General features: G+C 66.2%; 15 protein-coding genes. 11 read left to right on the top strand and 4 right to left on the bottom strand.

Annotated elements, in window-relative coordinates:
- Position 1: 1 nt before the first annotated feature.
- The 10 genes from LDH74_RS02285 to LDH74_RS02240 all read left to right on the top strand — a co-directional run bounded on the left by LDH74_RS02285 (position 2) and on the right by LDH74_RS02240 (position 7519).
- The gene (locus LDH74_RS02285) at positions 2–2371 is read left to right on the top strand and encodes a type II secretion system F family protein (protein ID WP_226041017.1); all 2370 of its coding nucleotides are present in this window, start codon (positions 2–4) and stop codon (positions 2369–2371) included.
- Between the two features lie 2 nt (positions 2372–2373).
- Positions 2374–4032 (top strand): Ig-like domain-containing protein, encoded by a 1659-nt coding sequence (locus tag LDH74_RS02280; protein ID WP_226041016.1) that lies wholly within the window; start codon positions 2374–2376, stop codon positions 4030–4032.
- A gap of 144 nt (positions 4033–4176) precedes the next feature.
- Positions 4177–4938 carry a DUF2103 domain-containing protein gene (locus LDH74_RS02275; protein ID WP_226041015.1) on the top strand — a complete coding sequence of 254 codons (762 nt, stop codon included), beginning with the start codon at positions 4177–4179 and terminating at the stop codon, positions 4936–4938.
- A gap of 138 nt (positions 4939–5076) precedes the next feature.
- Entirely contained in the window at positions 5077–5283 is a 207-nt protein-coding gene (locus tag LDH74_RS02270; protein ID WP_098724082.1) for a hypothetical protein, read from the top strand.
- Between the two features lie 131 nt (positions 5284–5414).
- Positions 5415–5684, top strand: coding sequence for a 50S ribosomal protein L37ae (locus tag LDH74_RS02265; protein ID WP_226041014.1), 270 nt, complete (start codon positions 5415–5417; stop codon positions 5682–5684).
- A 17-nt stretch (positions 5685–5701) separates the two neighbouring features.
- Entirely contained in the window at positions 5702–5836 is a 135-nt protein-coding gene (locus LDH74_RS02260; RefSeq protein ID WP_005581305.1) for a DNA-directed RNA polymerase subunit P, read from the top strand.
- Positions 5837–5840: 4 nt separating this feature from the next.
- Positions 5841–6107 (top strand): KEOPS complex subunit Pcc1, encoded by a 267-nt coding sequence (locus LDH74_RS02255; protein ID WP_226041013.1) that lies wholly within the window; start codon positions 5841–5843, stop codon positions 6105–6107.
- 110 nt (positions 6108–6217) lie between these two features.
- Complete coding sequence (locus LDH74_RS02250; protein ID WP_226041012.1) at positions 6218–6766, top strand: DUF2243 domain-containing protein; 549 nt, start codon at positions 6218–6220, stop codon at positions 6764–6766.
- Positions 6767–6868: 102 nt separating this feature from the next.
- Complete coding sequence (locus LDH74_RS02245; protein ID WP_226041011.1) at positions 6869–7267, top strand: prefoldin subunit beta; 399 nt, start codon at positions 6869–6871, stop codon at positions 7265–7267.
- Positions 7268–7519, top strand: a complete 252-nt coding sequence (locus LDH74_RS02240) for a DUF3194 domain-containing protein (protein WP_226041010.1) — start codon at positions 7268–7270, stop codon at positions 7517–7519.
- An 86-nt stretch (positions 7520–7605) separates the two neighbouring features.
- Here LDH74_RS02240 and LDH74_RS02235 read toward each other — a convergent pair whose 3' ends face one another.
- Positions 7606–8043 carry a hypothetical protein gene (locus tag LDH74_RS02235; protein WP_226041009.1) on the bottom strand — a complete coding sequence of 146 codons (438 nt, stop codon included), beginning with the start codon at positions 8041–8043 and terminating at the stop codon, positions 7606–7608.
- Between the two features lie 153 nt (positions 8044–8196).
- Here LDH74_RS02235 and LDH74_RS02230 point away from each other — a divergent pair, with 153 nt between their 5' ends.
- Positions 8197–8988: an enoyl-CoA hydratase-related protein gene (locus LDH74_RS02230; protein ID WP_226041008.1), complete on the top strand. Its 792-nt coding sequence runs from the start codon at positions 8197–8199 to the stop codon at positions 8986–8988.
- Between the two features lie 28 nt (positions 8989–9016).
- On the opposite strand, the gene LDH74_RS02225 is transcribed toward LDH74_RS02230, so the two are convergent.
- The 3 genes from LDH74_RS02225 to LDH74_RS02215 all read right to left on the bottom strand — a co-directional run bounded on the left by LDH74_RS02225 (position 9017) and on the right by LDH74_RS02215 (position 13960).
- Entirely contained in the window at positions 9017–9805 is a 789-nt protein-coding gene (locus tag LDH74_RS02225; RefSeq protein WP_226041007.1) for an enoyl-CoA hydratase-related protein, read from the bottom strand.
- A 336-nt stretch (positions 9806–10141) separates the two neighbouring features.
- Positions 10142–11440, bottom strand: coding sequence for an ArgE/DapE family deacylase (locus LDH74_RS02220; protein WP_226041006.1), 1299 nt, complete (start codon positions 11438–11440; stop codon positions 10142–10144).
- A gap of 141 nt (positions 11441–11581) precedes the next feature.
- Complete coding sequence (locus tag LDH74_RS02215) at positions 11582–13960, bottom strand: LUD domain-containing protein (protein WP_226041005.1); 2379 nt, start codon at positions 13958–13960, stop codon at positions 11582–11584.

Raw genomic sequence — 13960 nt, 5'->3', positions numbered from 1 at the left:
CGTGACCGAGCGCGACCGGTCCGGCAGTGATGATGAACGCGAGCGGTCCGATGACGATGTGGACCACAGGTGGTCCGAAAGCGGTGCCGACCGCGATCAATCCAACGGCGATGCCGACCGCGATCGGTCCGACGGTGATGTCGACACCGCCTCGGTCGGTGACGATATCGGCCCCGATGACGATCCCGAGCGCGATACGGACGAAGCCGCGTTCCGCGAGCCGTCCCTCGATCGGAAGACGGCCGCGGCCGTTCTCGAGGACGCGTTCGACGACGAGCCGACGGTCTCGTTCGAGTCGGATTCGAACGACTCGTTCGACGAGGCGGGTGACGGACGCCGAGCGGAACTGGACGACGCTGAACCGGAGCCCGAGGAGGTGCTCAGTCAGCCCCTCGCCGAGGAGCGGGAACTCGGCGCGGCGGAGCAACGCGAACTCAGGGATTCGTACGGGCGTATTCGGACGTTTTTCAAGACGCGACCGGAGCGATACCGCGGTCTCCAGCGGCTGCTCAAGCAGGCCCGCGTCCGGGATACCTACGATACGTATCTGACCGATAGCGTCAAATTGGCGGTGATCGCCGCGATCGCCGCTGGAATCGTCGCCAACGCCGCGCTCGTCGTGCTGGCGGTCACCGGCACGTGGTTCGACGTTCTCGAGCCGCTTTTCGGACTCTCCGGCCGGACGCGGGACGCCTTCCTGACGAATCCGCTGCTCGTCGCCGCGCTGCTCGTTCCCCTGGGCTGTTCGCTCGCCGCCGGCGGTGCCGTCTGGGTCGGCCGGAACTACTACTATCCGCGGAGCGTCGTCGCCGCGAGGCGGCGGAGCATCGCGCTCAACCTTCCCTACGCGATCACGTTCATGTACGCGCTGTCCAGCGGCGGAATGAACTTCATCGACGTGTGTCGTCGACTCGGGGACAGCGAGGAGGTCTACGGCGAGGTCGCAAACGAGTTCGACCTGGTCGTTCGCGAGATCGACCTGTTCGGAAACGACCTGCTGCAGGCCCTGGATAACGTCCGGCTGCTCACCCCGAGCGACGACTTCCGCCGGTTCCTCGACGACCTGCTGGGCGTCCTCGATTCCGGCGGCGACCTCGAGACGTTCTTCGAGGAGGAGTCCGAGGAGACGCTCGACGACGCGCTCGAGGAACAGGCGTCGTTCATCGAGACGCTCGGCGTGCTCAGCGAGGTGTTCGTCGTCGCGTTCGTCGCGGCTCCGCTCTTCCTGATCGTCGTGTTGATGGTCGTGAGCTTCCTCGGCGCGGAGACGGTCGGCCTGATCGCGGGGCTCGTCTACGTCGTCTTCCCGCTAGCGATGGTCGGATTCCTGCTCACCGTCGACCTGCTCTCGCGGCCCTACCAGGAGCCGACGGCCAGCCTCGCCGTCGAAGACGAACGGACGATCCGGACCGAGCGAGTCGAGGACGATCCTCGTTTTCCCGCTTACCGGCAGTCCAGACGAGAGACCGGCCTTCGAGCGTTCCTCTCGGATCCGTTTCGGGCGATCAGACGCCGCCCCGTCCTCTCGCTGGGGCTGACGATACCGGCCGCGATCGCCGTCGTCGGAGTCGGAGTCTGGGTCGGGCTCGTCGAGCCGACCGTCGCCGGGTTTCTCACGACGCCGCTCCGAACGACCGTCGGGCTCGTCGTCCTCCCGCTGGTAACCGCGACCGCGCCGCTGCTGCTCCTCCACGAACGTGAACGCCGGCGGACGAACGTCATCACCGAGCGGTTCCCGGACGTGCTGAGCATCCTCGCCAGCGCGAACCAGATGGGCGTCGACGTGGTCGACGCCTTCGACCTCGTCACGCGGTGGGCGAGCGGGACGCTCGCGGAGGAGCTCCGCCGGGTTCGTAACGACGTGGCCTGGAACCACGACCTGACACAGGCGCTGCTCGGATTCGCCGACCGGCTGAACGTTCCCCAACTCACTCGGACGATGACGCTGGTCGCGGAGGGGAGCCGCTCGAGCGGCGATCTCCACGGCCTGCTCGAGATCGCGGCGAGGAACACTCGAGCGCAGGCGAAACTCGCCCGGCAGCGCCGGCGCGAAGTCGGCTCCTACGTCGCCATCGTCGTGATCGGCTTCCTCGTCTATCTGCTGGTCATCGTCATGGTCAGCGCGAGCTATCTCGCGCCGATCGCCGAAATAGCGGCCGAATCCGGGACGACGGCGGCCGAGGGACCGGTCTCGCTGGGTGCGATCCCCGTCGAGACCTACGAACTTCTCTTCCTTCACTCGGCGCTGATTCAGGGGTTCGGAAGCGGACTGATCGCCGGTAAACTGGCCGAGAACGACGTCCTCAGCGGCCTCAAATACGGACTGGGGCTCGTCGTTCTCACCGTCGTCGCGTTCTTTTTCCTGGTGTAATCATGTACGGACATACCTCCCACGAGCCGTCCGAGAACGACGATCCCGAGAACGACGATCCCGAGAACGACGCACGGTCGACGGAACGTGCGGGCGTGCGAAGGATGGCTTCCGACACTGATCGCGCCGTCTCACCCGTTATCGGCGCGATATTGATGTTCGCACTCGCGCTCGCGTTGCTCGCAGTCCTCCAGATGACGGCGATTCCGGCGTTGAACGAGGGACTCGAGTTCCAGCACAACGAACGGGTCCAGACGGACGTAAGGGGCATCGCCGGGACTATCGATCGAGTCGCCGCGACCGGGTCCGAGGAGACGGTCTCGATCGAGGCCGGGCTTCGCTACCCGCCCCGGCTGTTCTTCGTCAATCCGCCACCCGTCTCCGGGACGGTCCGGACGACGGAGCCCGACACGCTCGAGATCGCCAACGCGGCCGCCGCCGGCGAGACCGGCGACTACTGGAACGGAACGCCGCGGACGTTCGAGACCCGATCGCTCGAGTACGCGCCGGACTACAACGAGTACGGGAGCGCGCCGGTGACGGTCTCCGAGCCGTGGGTCGTCTACGATCGATTCGACGGGACGAACCGAGCCGAGACAGAGCAGAATCTCGTCGACGGCCGCCGGATCGATTTCGTCGCGCTCGAGGGCGAACGCTCCGTCTCGCGGGCGGGGGATGTCTCGATCGGCGTCGAACCGACTAGCGCGCCGGCCCGGACGGTGACGGTCCGCGACGACGGCGAACCGGTCACGCTGACGGTCCCCACCCGGCTCACCGAAAACGAGTGGGCCGATCTCCTGGCAGACGAACTCGACTCGGCGGGCGAGCCGGACGACGGCCGGTACGTGAGGAGTATCGACTGTCAGCGAGCGCCGCCGGACCCCTGCGGGAAGTTGACGCTGGCGCTCGAGCAGGGAGCCACTTACGAACTCCGACTCGGGGCCGTCGCCCTCGGTAGCGGGGTGAGCGAGGAGAAGGCGGCGTACCTCACCGACGTCGACGGCAACGCGACGGCGATCCCGGAGGGCGGTCGCCAGCGGCTCGTCGTCGAGGCGCGCGATCGGTTCGACAACCCCGTTAGCGGTGTTACCGTGACCGGGAGTGCCGACGGTGACGGCACCGTTCGGGCGGTCCAGTCCGTCACCGACGTCGAGGGACGCGCGACGTTCGTCTACGACGCTCCCGACGACATCAACCGGACTCGAGACGTCGAGCCGACGCTTCGTTTCGGCGAGGGTTCGTCTCGAGAGGTCGCGTTCGATATCCGTGTGACGGATCGCGACGGCGGTTCGAATTCCGACGGCGGCGGATCGACCGACGGTGGCGAGAGCTCCGATACCGAACCGAGCGTGACGATCACCGATATCGCTCCGAACACCGGCGGGAACGATCGCTACGATGTCACCCTCGACGCGACCGATCCGGACGGCAACCTCCGGCGCGTTCGGTTCGAACTCCGCGACCCCGACGAGCCCGAGACGGCCGCGGCTATCGATGCGATCCAGGTAACTCTGAACGATGACGACGGCGATGCCGTAACCGCGACCAGGGAGTTGCGCGCTCGAGGGAGTGAGCGGCTCGCGTCGTATCGGATCGTCGTTACCGCTACCGACGCGGATGGAACCGTCGCGAGCGCCGAGCGGACTGTCAGCGGCGGGTAACTGGACACGCGACCGACCGTCGGTTCGGCTCGTTTGTGTCCCCGAGACCCGCGCGTTTCGAGACGGTCGGTCGACGAACTGCCGGCAACCCGCGGGTCCGGTCGGAAACACGCCTGTTTTACATCCGTCTCCCGAATCCCCGCTATGGAGTGTCGCCACTGCGCATCGCCCCTCGAGAAACCCGGGGACTTCTGTCTGGTCTGTCGGGAGGCCAACACCGAGGCGATCGTTCTCGAGGCGGCGCGCGACAGAGCGACCATCACGATGCTCGCCGGCGAACCCGACGAGCCGACCGACCGCGATTCCGAAGCCGACCGCGACGAGCTAGTACTCGGCGAGACGACGATCACGACGACGCCGGAAGACGGCGAGAACGAGCCGATCGAACTCCGGAACTTCGCGGGCCTGATCGGCGACGAAATACGTCGGAAACGTCCCGAGGAGGTCTACGCCGGCGGCGTCCGGACGGTGATTCGCGCCGTTCGAAATGACACCCACCACTCGTTCTATCGCGTCGACGACGACGATCCGGTTCGGGCGGTCCTCGAGCGCCGCGGGAATCGCGCGCTCGACGTCGTCGAGACGCCGCCGGCCGAGAAAATCGGCGGCAGCCACACGACGCTCATCGGGGGGCGGACCGGGATGCGGGCCATTCGGACCGTCGCGGACCATCCGCACGTCAAGAAGGTGATTCCCGGCCCGATCGACGCCGGTGGCAAGGGCTCTCAGTCCGGCATGCGCGCGAAGGTGACCCGCGCCGACGACGGCGGCAACGTGCGGATGCTGTTGCGGGACGGCTCGAGCGTCCAGGAAAACCGCGTCGTGACGACCGCCCGCGATCGAGAGATGGGCGAGCGGATCCGCGAGGATTTGAACGACGTGCTCACGGACGCGGAGTTTCAGTAGTTGCCAGCTTCAGCCGACGATGGCAGTATCGCGGTCGGGAGATTCTCGAGGCAAGTATTGTGGCTTCCTGATGGCGGTGACAGGTGCTGCTGGTTCTCCCAGCCTTAATGGGACCGATGTAATTAGATATAATTAGTCATGCTCGAGCGACCGGACGCCGTCCTGACCCTGATTCCGCTGGTGGCGGTTAGCGGCCTCGCGATGCGAACGCTGATCGCGACCACGGGTATCGGAACGTGGCTGCTCGGCGCGCCGCTCGCACCGGTCGGATACGTCGCCGCGCTCGCGCTCGTCTTTCTGGAGCTGCTGGCGTGGCCGGTCGCCGAGCGGATCGGCGAGTCGTAGCCGTCCCGATTCGACTCACCCGTCTCGACCGCGTCGGCTCGATCACCTCGTCTCACCGTGAGACGATCCCCCTGCACGAGCCGACGTGACTCAACAGGTTTAAGAATCCGCTGGCGATAGACAGCACTACTATGGCCAACAAAGGAGAGGTCGGTAGCGCCGGTCGGTTCGGAGCCCGCTACGGCCGCGTCGCACGACGCCGCGTCAGCGAGATCGAAGACGACATGAAGAACGCCGAAGTCGACGGCGACGACGTCACCCGCGTCGGCACCGGCATCTGGAAGAACGAGGAGACCGGCGAAGTCTTCACCGGCGGCGCGTACCGCCCCGAGACCCCCGCCGGCCGCACCGTCAAGCGCTCCATCCGCGCTGCCCTCGCAGAAGACACCGAGGACGAGTAACCCGCTTCGATACCAGTATGAGTTACAAATGCTCCCGCTGTAAACGCGACGTCCAGCTCGACGAGTACGGCGGCGTCCGCTGTCCCTACTGCGGTCACCGCGTGCTCCTGAAAGAACGCAGCCGCGACGTCAAGGAAGTCGACGTCCGGTAACCACGTGGCTTCTCACGACGCGACCCTCGAGTTCGAGTTCGAGACGCCGTCGCGCGCCCGACTCGTCGCCGAGAGCGTCGCTCGCGAAATCGGCGAGATCGACGACGAGCGCTCGCGGACGGCCCTCGAGCGAGACGGACGGGATATCCTGATCGAGATCGTCGCCGCCGACGTGATCGCGCTACGGGCGGCGCTGAACACCTGGTTTTCGCTGATCGACGTGGCGGAACGGACCGCCGACGCGGGCGAGCGCGTTCTCGAGTCGCGGTAATTCCACGATATCCTCGACTCGCGCCGACTTCCCGGTATCGGTCTCAGAACGCCCGTGATCCCGGAACAGGCAGGCACCGGCGTTTTGATCGCCTCGTTCGAGGAATCAGTATGGCCGAACGTGACGAGACGTGGCTCGGATTGCGACGGGACGCCAAGCCGCTGGTGGTCGCCGGCCTCGCACTCGGAGTGGGGCTTGGCGGCTTCTTCGACGGGATCGTCTTCCACCAGATTCTCCAGATTCACAACATGCTATCGTCGTATCCCGACTCGAGCGTCGCGACGGATCTGGAGCTCAACGTCATGGCCGACGGATTCTTTCACCTCGCGACGTACACCTTCACGATCATCGGTCTCGTCCTCTTTTCTCGCGCGTGGCGGTTCCATCCGGTGCCGAAATCCGGACGCATCTTGCTCGGCGCGGTGATCATGGGCTGGGGCGTGTTCAACGTCGTCGAGGGACTCGTCAACCACCAGCTACTCGGGCTTCACCACGTCTGGCCCGCCGGTCCCGGCCCGATCATCCTGTGGGACGCAGCGTTCTTGGTCTGGGGTGCGCTCTTCACCGTCGGCGGCTATCTCGTGATTCGGACCGACAGCGCCGCCGCGCCGGGGGCCAGCGACGAGGCGGTTGCGTCGGACGGCAGCGGCTCGAAGTAGCCCGCTCGGACGCTGCCGATAGGTCGGCCGTCGGTCCGCGGCCGAACGGCGATTCGGAAGACAAAGCTGGTCTTTATCAGTCCGGAGGGCGACGGTCGAGATATGCAAGGAAACCTGCCGCCCGAAGCACAGGAGAAAATCGAGCAGCTACAGGATCTTCAGGAGACGGCACAGGAAGTCGCCGTCCAGAAACAGGAAGCGGAGTCGGGACTCACCGACGCCCAGAACGCCCTCGACGAACTCGAGAACATCGACGAGGGAACGACCATGTACCGGAACGTCGGCGAACTCCTCGTCGAGACTGACTACGACCAGGCCGAGGAGGACCTCGAGGACAAGGTCGACACGCTCGAGATCCGCCTCGAGACGCTCGAGAAGCAAGAAGAGCGCGTGCAGGACCAGTTCGAGAGCCTCCAGAGCGAACTCGAGGAGATGCTCGGCGGTGGCGGCGGCATGGGCGGTCCGGCCGGCCCCGGCGGCCCGGGCGCTGGCGGCGCATAAATGTCGACCGACGAGCCGTCTGACGAGACCGTCGTCCAGACGGCAGCCGACGCTGCAGAGGGCGTGATCTTCTCGCAGTACAAACAATCCGACGTGCGCGATTACGACGTGACCGTCGTTTTCGAGGACGGCGTTCTCGAGGTCGACGTCTACCTCAACGCGCCCGACGACGAAGCCAATCCCGACCAAGTCGCCGACGACGCAGCGCTCGCGGCTCGAGAGGCGGTCGACGACCTGTTCGGCGAACAGTAACGGTTGCGAACCCGACTCGCTTTTCGGCCGTTCGGTGAGACTCGGTGAGCGACTCGTTCGAGCCGTGATCGACCGCTGGGAGGTCGCTACAGGCGACCGCCCCCGATGAACGCGAGTCCGAGACTGCCGACGAGCACCGACACGGTCAGGACGATTTCCGGGAACGGAACGACGCCCTCGCCGACGAACCCGACCAGGACGAGCGCGAGCGCGACGGCGGTCGGGAGCGGCTGCGCGGCGAGTTGCTGCCCGAACGCTCGGAGCGACCAGTAGCTCATTCGGGCGGTCGACGCGACGGTGGCACTGAGCGGCCGGTTCCCGTCCGGATTTTCAACCGGTTCGAACGTCTCGAGGTCGTCGTCGGCGACCGTCACGATCTCGCCGGTGGTGGTTCGCCGACCGTCGGCGTCCCCGACCCGAAGCAGCGTGGTGGACTCGTCGCCGGTACCAACGACGCGGTAGATTCCGTCCGGGTAGTCGCCGGTAGTCGGACGGACGTGATCGCGCATAGGGAGCGACGCCATTGCCGGTATCGTACGATCGCGGCCACGTAAGAGTAGAGGGTCGAAGGCGTCGATCTCGCGGGGCCGGGTCGGTGGCCGGTTCGTACTGTCCCGTTCTGCCGGCCGTCTGACTGCACGGAAATTTTACACGCGTACTCGGTGACGTGACTGACGATGTCGGACAGTATCGATACCGAGTTCGCCGATCGCGTCGTCACGATCACGATGAACGAGCCCGAACGAGGGAATCCCCTCTCTCGAGACGATTATCTTGCGATCTACGACGCGCTGCAGGCGGCGCGCGACACCGAGGCGCGGTGTGTCGTGCTGGAGGGTGCCGGGGACGCGTTCTCGTCGGGGTTCGACGTGGAGTCGATGGGTGAGTCGGACGCCGAAGACGGGTCGTTACACGACACCGTCGAGCAAATTCAGCGCCACGAGCACAGGCTCGTCCGGGAGATCATCACCCATCCGCTCCCCGTCATCGGGAAGATCGACGGGCCGGCCATCGGCGATGCGGCGGGGTTCGCCATCGCGTGCGACGTTCCGCTCGCGAGCGAGAGAACCAGGATCGGCTTTTCGCACGTTCGTTTCGGCCTGAGCATGGACTGTGGCATCTCGTACGTCCTCCCCCGACTCGTCGGTCGCGGACTCGCCATGGAACTGACGATGACCGGCCGGATCGTCGACGGCGACCGCGCTCGCGACCTCGGACTCGTCAATCACGTCTTCCCGACCGACGAGTTCGAGGAGCGGGCCGACGAGATCGTCGCGGAGATCGCGAACGGGCCGCCGATCGCTCTCAAACACATCAAGGAGCTCATCAGGACGAGTCACGAAACGAGCCTCGACGACGCGCTGGCAAACGAGGCGACGCGGCAGACGATCGTCTTCGAGACCGAGGACTACCAACGCGCGGTCGAGGCGCTGCGCTGCGGCGAGGAGCCGGAATTCCGGGGGCAGTGACGCCCGCTCGAGACCGGCCGGAACGCGGTTAGTGACCGTCGAACGAGGGGTCGCGGTCCTCGCCGAACGCCTCGACGCCCTCCTGGTGGTCCCGCGTGCTACTGGCGAGGTTCTGGGATTGCGCTTCCCGCTCGACAACTTCCTGAATCGAACTGTTGTGCGATCGGTCGATGTTGCGAACGGAGTAGTGCAGCGCGACCGTCGGTCCGGTGGCGATCCGCTCGATCAGGTCACCCGCCTCGTCCTCGAACTCGTCGGCCGGATACGCGTGGTTGACCAGTCCGATTTCGTCGGCCTCCTCGCCGGTAATCGTCTCGCCGGTGAGCGCCAGTTCCTTCGCGACGTACGGGCCGACGGCCCGCGTGACGAACAGCGACGTCGCGTAATCGAGCGTCAGGCCGATGTCCCGGAACGCGAGCCCGAACCGGGCGCGGTCGCTCGCCAGCACCATGTCACAGGACATCGCGACGCCGACGCCGGCCCCGACGCAGTAGCCGTCGACCGTCGCCACCGTCGGCAACTCGAGGTTGTAGATACGGATCGGGATCGCCTCGCAGGCCTCGACGATGCCCTGAGTGCGTTCGTGGTCCGTGTACTCGGCGTCGTCCATGCCGCTGATGTCGCCGCCGGCGCAGAACGCCTTCCCCGCCCCCTCGAAGACGACCACTCGTGCGTCGTCTCGGTCGGATACTTCGTCGAGCGCTTCCTCGATACCGGTTTTGATGCCCGCCGAGAGGGCGTTCATCCGGTCCGGTTGGTTCAGCGTGACGGTCGCGATGCCGTCCTGTACGTCCAAGAGTACGTCTTCACCAAGCATACCAGTTCCACCCTCAACGCTGACACGTATATCACTATCCCAGACGGTTTTCGGTGGCCGAAACGATGCTCCCTGCCCGTAAGCCAGCAGACCAGGTATCCGTCGAGGGACGACGTCGAACCCGCAGGCGGAGCAGTTGCGGCGGTACGATCTGGAGTTTCCCGCACCTTCACAGACGTCGATGGGCGAGCCCTATCGATCAGCGGTCGCGGCGTGAGACGTGCCCCTGCGCGGCGGTGGAGCGAGCAGTCGATCGCGAAGCCCCACGAAGAGACTCGTGTCGATCCGAGGGTGAACGGGCCGGCGTTGCCGGTGGTCCGGAGTAGCTGGTCGGCGTTACTCTCCGGTTCCACACCAGTCGATCGCCGTCAGCGCGAGCGTCTGTGCCGTCTCGACGAGCGACTCGATCTCCACGTACTCGTCGGCACCGTGGATGTTCGCGCCGCGTGGACCGACCGATGGACAGGGAATGTCGTAATACCGATTGTAGAACCGCTCGTCGTTGCCGGCGCTTCCGCCGCCGAAGGTCGTTTTCTCGCCGGTAATCGTCTCCGCGTTCTCCCGCGCGAGTCGGACGATTTCCTCGTCGGTGTCGAGTTCGTGCGGCGCGGCGTACCAGCCGAACCACTCGAACTCGGGCGGATGCTCGGACAGCCATTCGTCGTCCTCGGTGACCGCTCGCACGGCCGCTTCCACGTCCGCCCGAACCTCCTCGCGCGTTTCGCCGGGTGGCCAACCGATGCGTCCTTCCAACACCGCTCCGGACGGCACCGTCGAGGGCCAATCGCCACTCTCGATCGTTCCCACGTTCAGGTTAGTCTCGTGGCCGTCGAGTTTCGGGTTCTGCCGGACGGCCGGTTCGTAGGAGATGCGCGATTTCCGTTCCCGATCCAGTTCGTCCAGCGCCCGATAGAGTTTCGTCGCCTTCCCGATGGCGTTCACGCCCGCGTAACCCTGCGCGGCGTGTGCGGACTTCCCCGGCACGCGAACGCGGAAGTACATGACACCGGCGCTCGCCATCCCGATGTTCGGGAGGCCGGAGGGCTCGGTGATGATCGCCGCGTCGGGCCGATAGCCGCGTTCGAGCGCGGAGAGGACACCGCCGGGGCCGCCGTCCTCCTCCTCGATGGTCGTTTGGATCGTGAGGTCGCCGGCCAGTTCGACGCCGAGGTCGTCGAGCGCCTCGACGGCGACGAGAATGGATGCGACGCCGCCGAGCATGTCGTTGCTCCCACGTCCGTAGAGGCGACCGTCTTCGACGGTGGCGTCCCACGGGTCGTAGCGCCACTCGTCTTCGTCGACCGGAACGACGTCGACGTGTCCGCTCAGGGTTAGCGATCGCCCGTCTCCAACGCCGTCCCTCGTCGCTGCAACGTTCGGGCGGTCCTCGTACCCGTACGCCGCGTACGACGAGGTCTCGAAGAACCCGGGGTGGTCCCGCAGGTCGTCGGCGTCGGGTTCCCACGTGTCGACCTCGAGCCCGCGGGATTCCAACCGCGACACGACGACCTCCTGTGCGGGCTTTTCGTTGCCGGTCACGGACTCCTGGGCGATGAGTTCTTCGAGGAGATCGACGAGTTCCTCGCGCTTGTCCTCGATCCGATCGCGAAGAACGTCCCTGTCTACTGTGGACATTTACCGCGTTATGATACACCGTATCACATACTTACGTCTTTCTCCGATGCTCCCCCGGATCGGCGGTCGGGACTCGACAGTCCCTCCTCAACGACATCCGCGAAAGGGACCGCGACCGCAGCGGAAGATGCCGAGCGCCCGCTACGCCCGATACCCACCGGGGGCGAGCAACTCGATCGGATGAGGGACCTCGCGATCGAGCAGCGTCTCGAGTTGGTCTCCACAGGAGGTTCCCGACGCGACGACGGTCTCCGCGCCCTCGACCTCCGACGCCAGCCGCTCGCCGACATCCATACTCAGCTCGTAGTACTCCCGCTTGTAGCCGAACGAGCCGGCCATGCCACAGCACTCGGCGCTGGAGGTTTCGGGCGCGTAGCCACAGCGCTCGAGAACGGCTACCGTCGGTGCCTCGAGGTCGAGCGTGCGCTGCTGGCAGTGGGAGTGGTAGGCGACCGGCTCCGCGCCGTCGCCGGTCGACAGCGCCGAGGGGTCCGCGCCGTTCTCGAGCAGCCCGTAGACGTACTCACAGATCTCGTAGCTGTTCGTGCGGAGTCGCTCGACGGACCCCTCGGGGAGCAACCGCTCGTACTCGCGATGCACGGCCGCCAGATCGGAGGGCTCGATGACGACCACGTCCCGGCCGGCGTCGAGATCCTCAGCCAGCGCGGCGTAGAGCCGACTGGCCTGCCGATCCGCCGTCGCGATCATCCCCTGGGAGAGCGCCGCCCGCCCGCTCTCGGGGAGGTCCGGCACGCGGACCGGGACGCCCAGCGCCTCGAGCGTCCGGACGGCGGCCTTCCCGCGGTCAACGTCGACGTAGTTCGTGTAGACGTCGGGGTAGAGGACGACCTCGCGGTCGAGGCCGGTATCTCCGTCTCGAGTACCGGCTCGCTCCGCCCGCCGGCTCGAGACCGCCGCCCCGCCTCGCTGTACTCGCGGCTCCGCCGCTCGCCTTTTCGAGGTGGCGAAGCCCCCTCGCCCCTCGAACCAGTCGACGAGTGACTCTCGCTGGAACGAGGGAAGGTCGCGCCGGTGATCGATTCCGAGGGTTCGCTCGAGTAGCCTACGGACGGGACCGACGTCGGCGAGCCAGTTCGAGACGGGTGCGGTCGCGCTGGCGGCTTTCGCGACGGTGCCGATATTGCCGAAGAAGCGCTTGCCGAGATCGATGCCGCCCGTTTCCTCGTCGGGCGTGAGACCGTCCACGAGGAAGTCGTAGGATTCCGACTCGCCGCTCCGATTGACCCGATCCCGGACGACGGTGTTGATCCACGGAATATCGATCTTCACCGGGCAAGCGTCTACACAGCGCGAACAGCCGGTACAGAGGTCGTTGAACTCGGCCGCGGACTCCTGCCCGTGGACGCCGGCTTCCCAGCCGGTCGCTATCCCGCCCGAATAGGTCTCGCCGCCGAAACCGTGGCCGCCGACGGACTGAAAGTTCGCACACGAGTTCGAGCAGGCCCCACAGCGGATGCAATAGAGGGTCTCCCGGAGCTGGTCGTCCTCGCGCATGTTCATGCGGCCGTTGTCGAGCAGGACGAGGTGGAACTCGCGATCCGGATCCCCGGTTCCGTCCGCCGCTCCCGACCCGTCAGCCGCACCGTCATCGTCGCCCGTAATTGGCTCGTCAGGCGAATCGAAGTCCAGCGTCGGCGAATCCGTCGGGGGCGAAAGCATCGTCACGTACTGGGAGATCGGCTGGCCCGTCGCACTCTTGGCGATGATGTCGACGAACGGCTCGAGATCGGACAGCGTCGGAATCAGCTTCTCCACGCCCGCGATCGCGACGTGGGTGTCGGGCGTGACCGCACACTTGCGCGCGTTGCCCTCGTTCGTGATGAGCGTGATCGTCCCGCTGTCGGCGACGACGAAGTTCGCGCCGGTGATCCCCACGTCGGCCTCGCGGATGTGCTCGCCGAGGTGGTCGCGGGCGAACCGAGTGAGTTCCTCGGCCGTTTCGAAGGGCTCGTCGGGGTCGAAGCGCTCGTTGAACAGGTCGGCGATTTCCGGCCGCGAGATGTGCATCGCCGGCCCGACGATGTGCGATGGCGTGTCGTCGGCGACCTGCAGCACCCACTCGCCGAGGTCGGTTTCGGTGACCGCGATTCCCTCGGTCTCGAGTCCCTCGTTGAGATCGATCTCCTCGGTCGTCATCGATTTGGACTTGACGACCGACGGCGTGTCGCCGTCCTCCGTCGTTCCGTTCGCATCGGTCCGTGACTCGACCACGTCGGCCACGTACGCGTTCGCGTCCGCGGCGTCGTCGGCCAGGTAGACGGTGCCGCCGTTCGCCTCGACCGCCTCCCGGACCGTCTCGATCAGGTCGGGAAGCCGGCCGATAGCGTCTTCCTTGATCGAACGGGCTTCCGTTCGCAGCGCCTCGAGGTCGTCGGTCGCGCCGTAGGTCTCGTATCGGCGGGCGTTCGACGCGCTCGCGTGGGCGTGGATGGCCTCGCCTTCGGTCTCGAGCAGGTGGCGGATCCGGTCGGCCCGCTCCGTTCGGGTGCGCTGAGCCAT

The sequence above is a fragment of the Natrinema sp. DC36 genome (assembly GCF_020405225.1).
In the GTDB taxonomy this organism is placed as follows: domain Archaea; phylum Halobacteriota; class Halobacteria; order Halobacteriales; family Natrialbaceae; genus Natrinema.
Note: the sequence above shows the minus strand (reverse complement) of the source record. Positions and strands in the feature narration are given on the sequence as shown.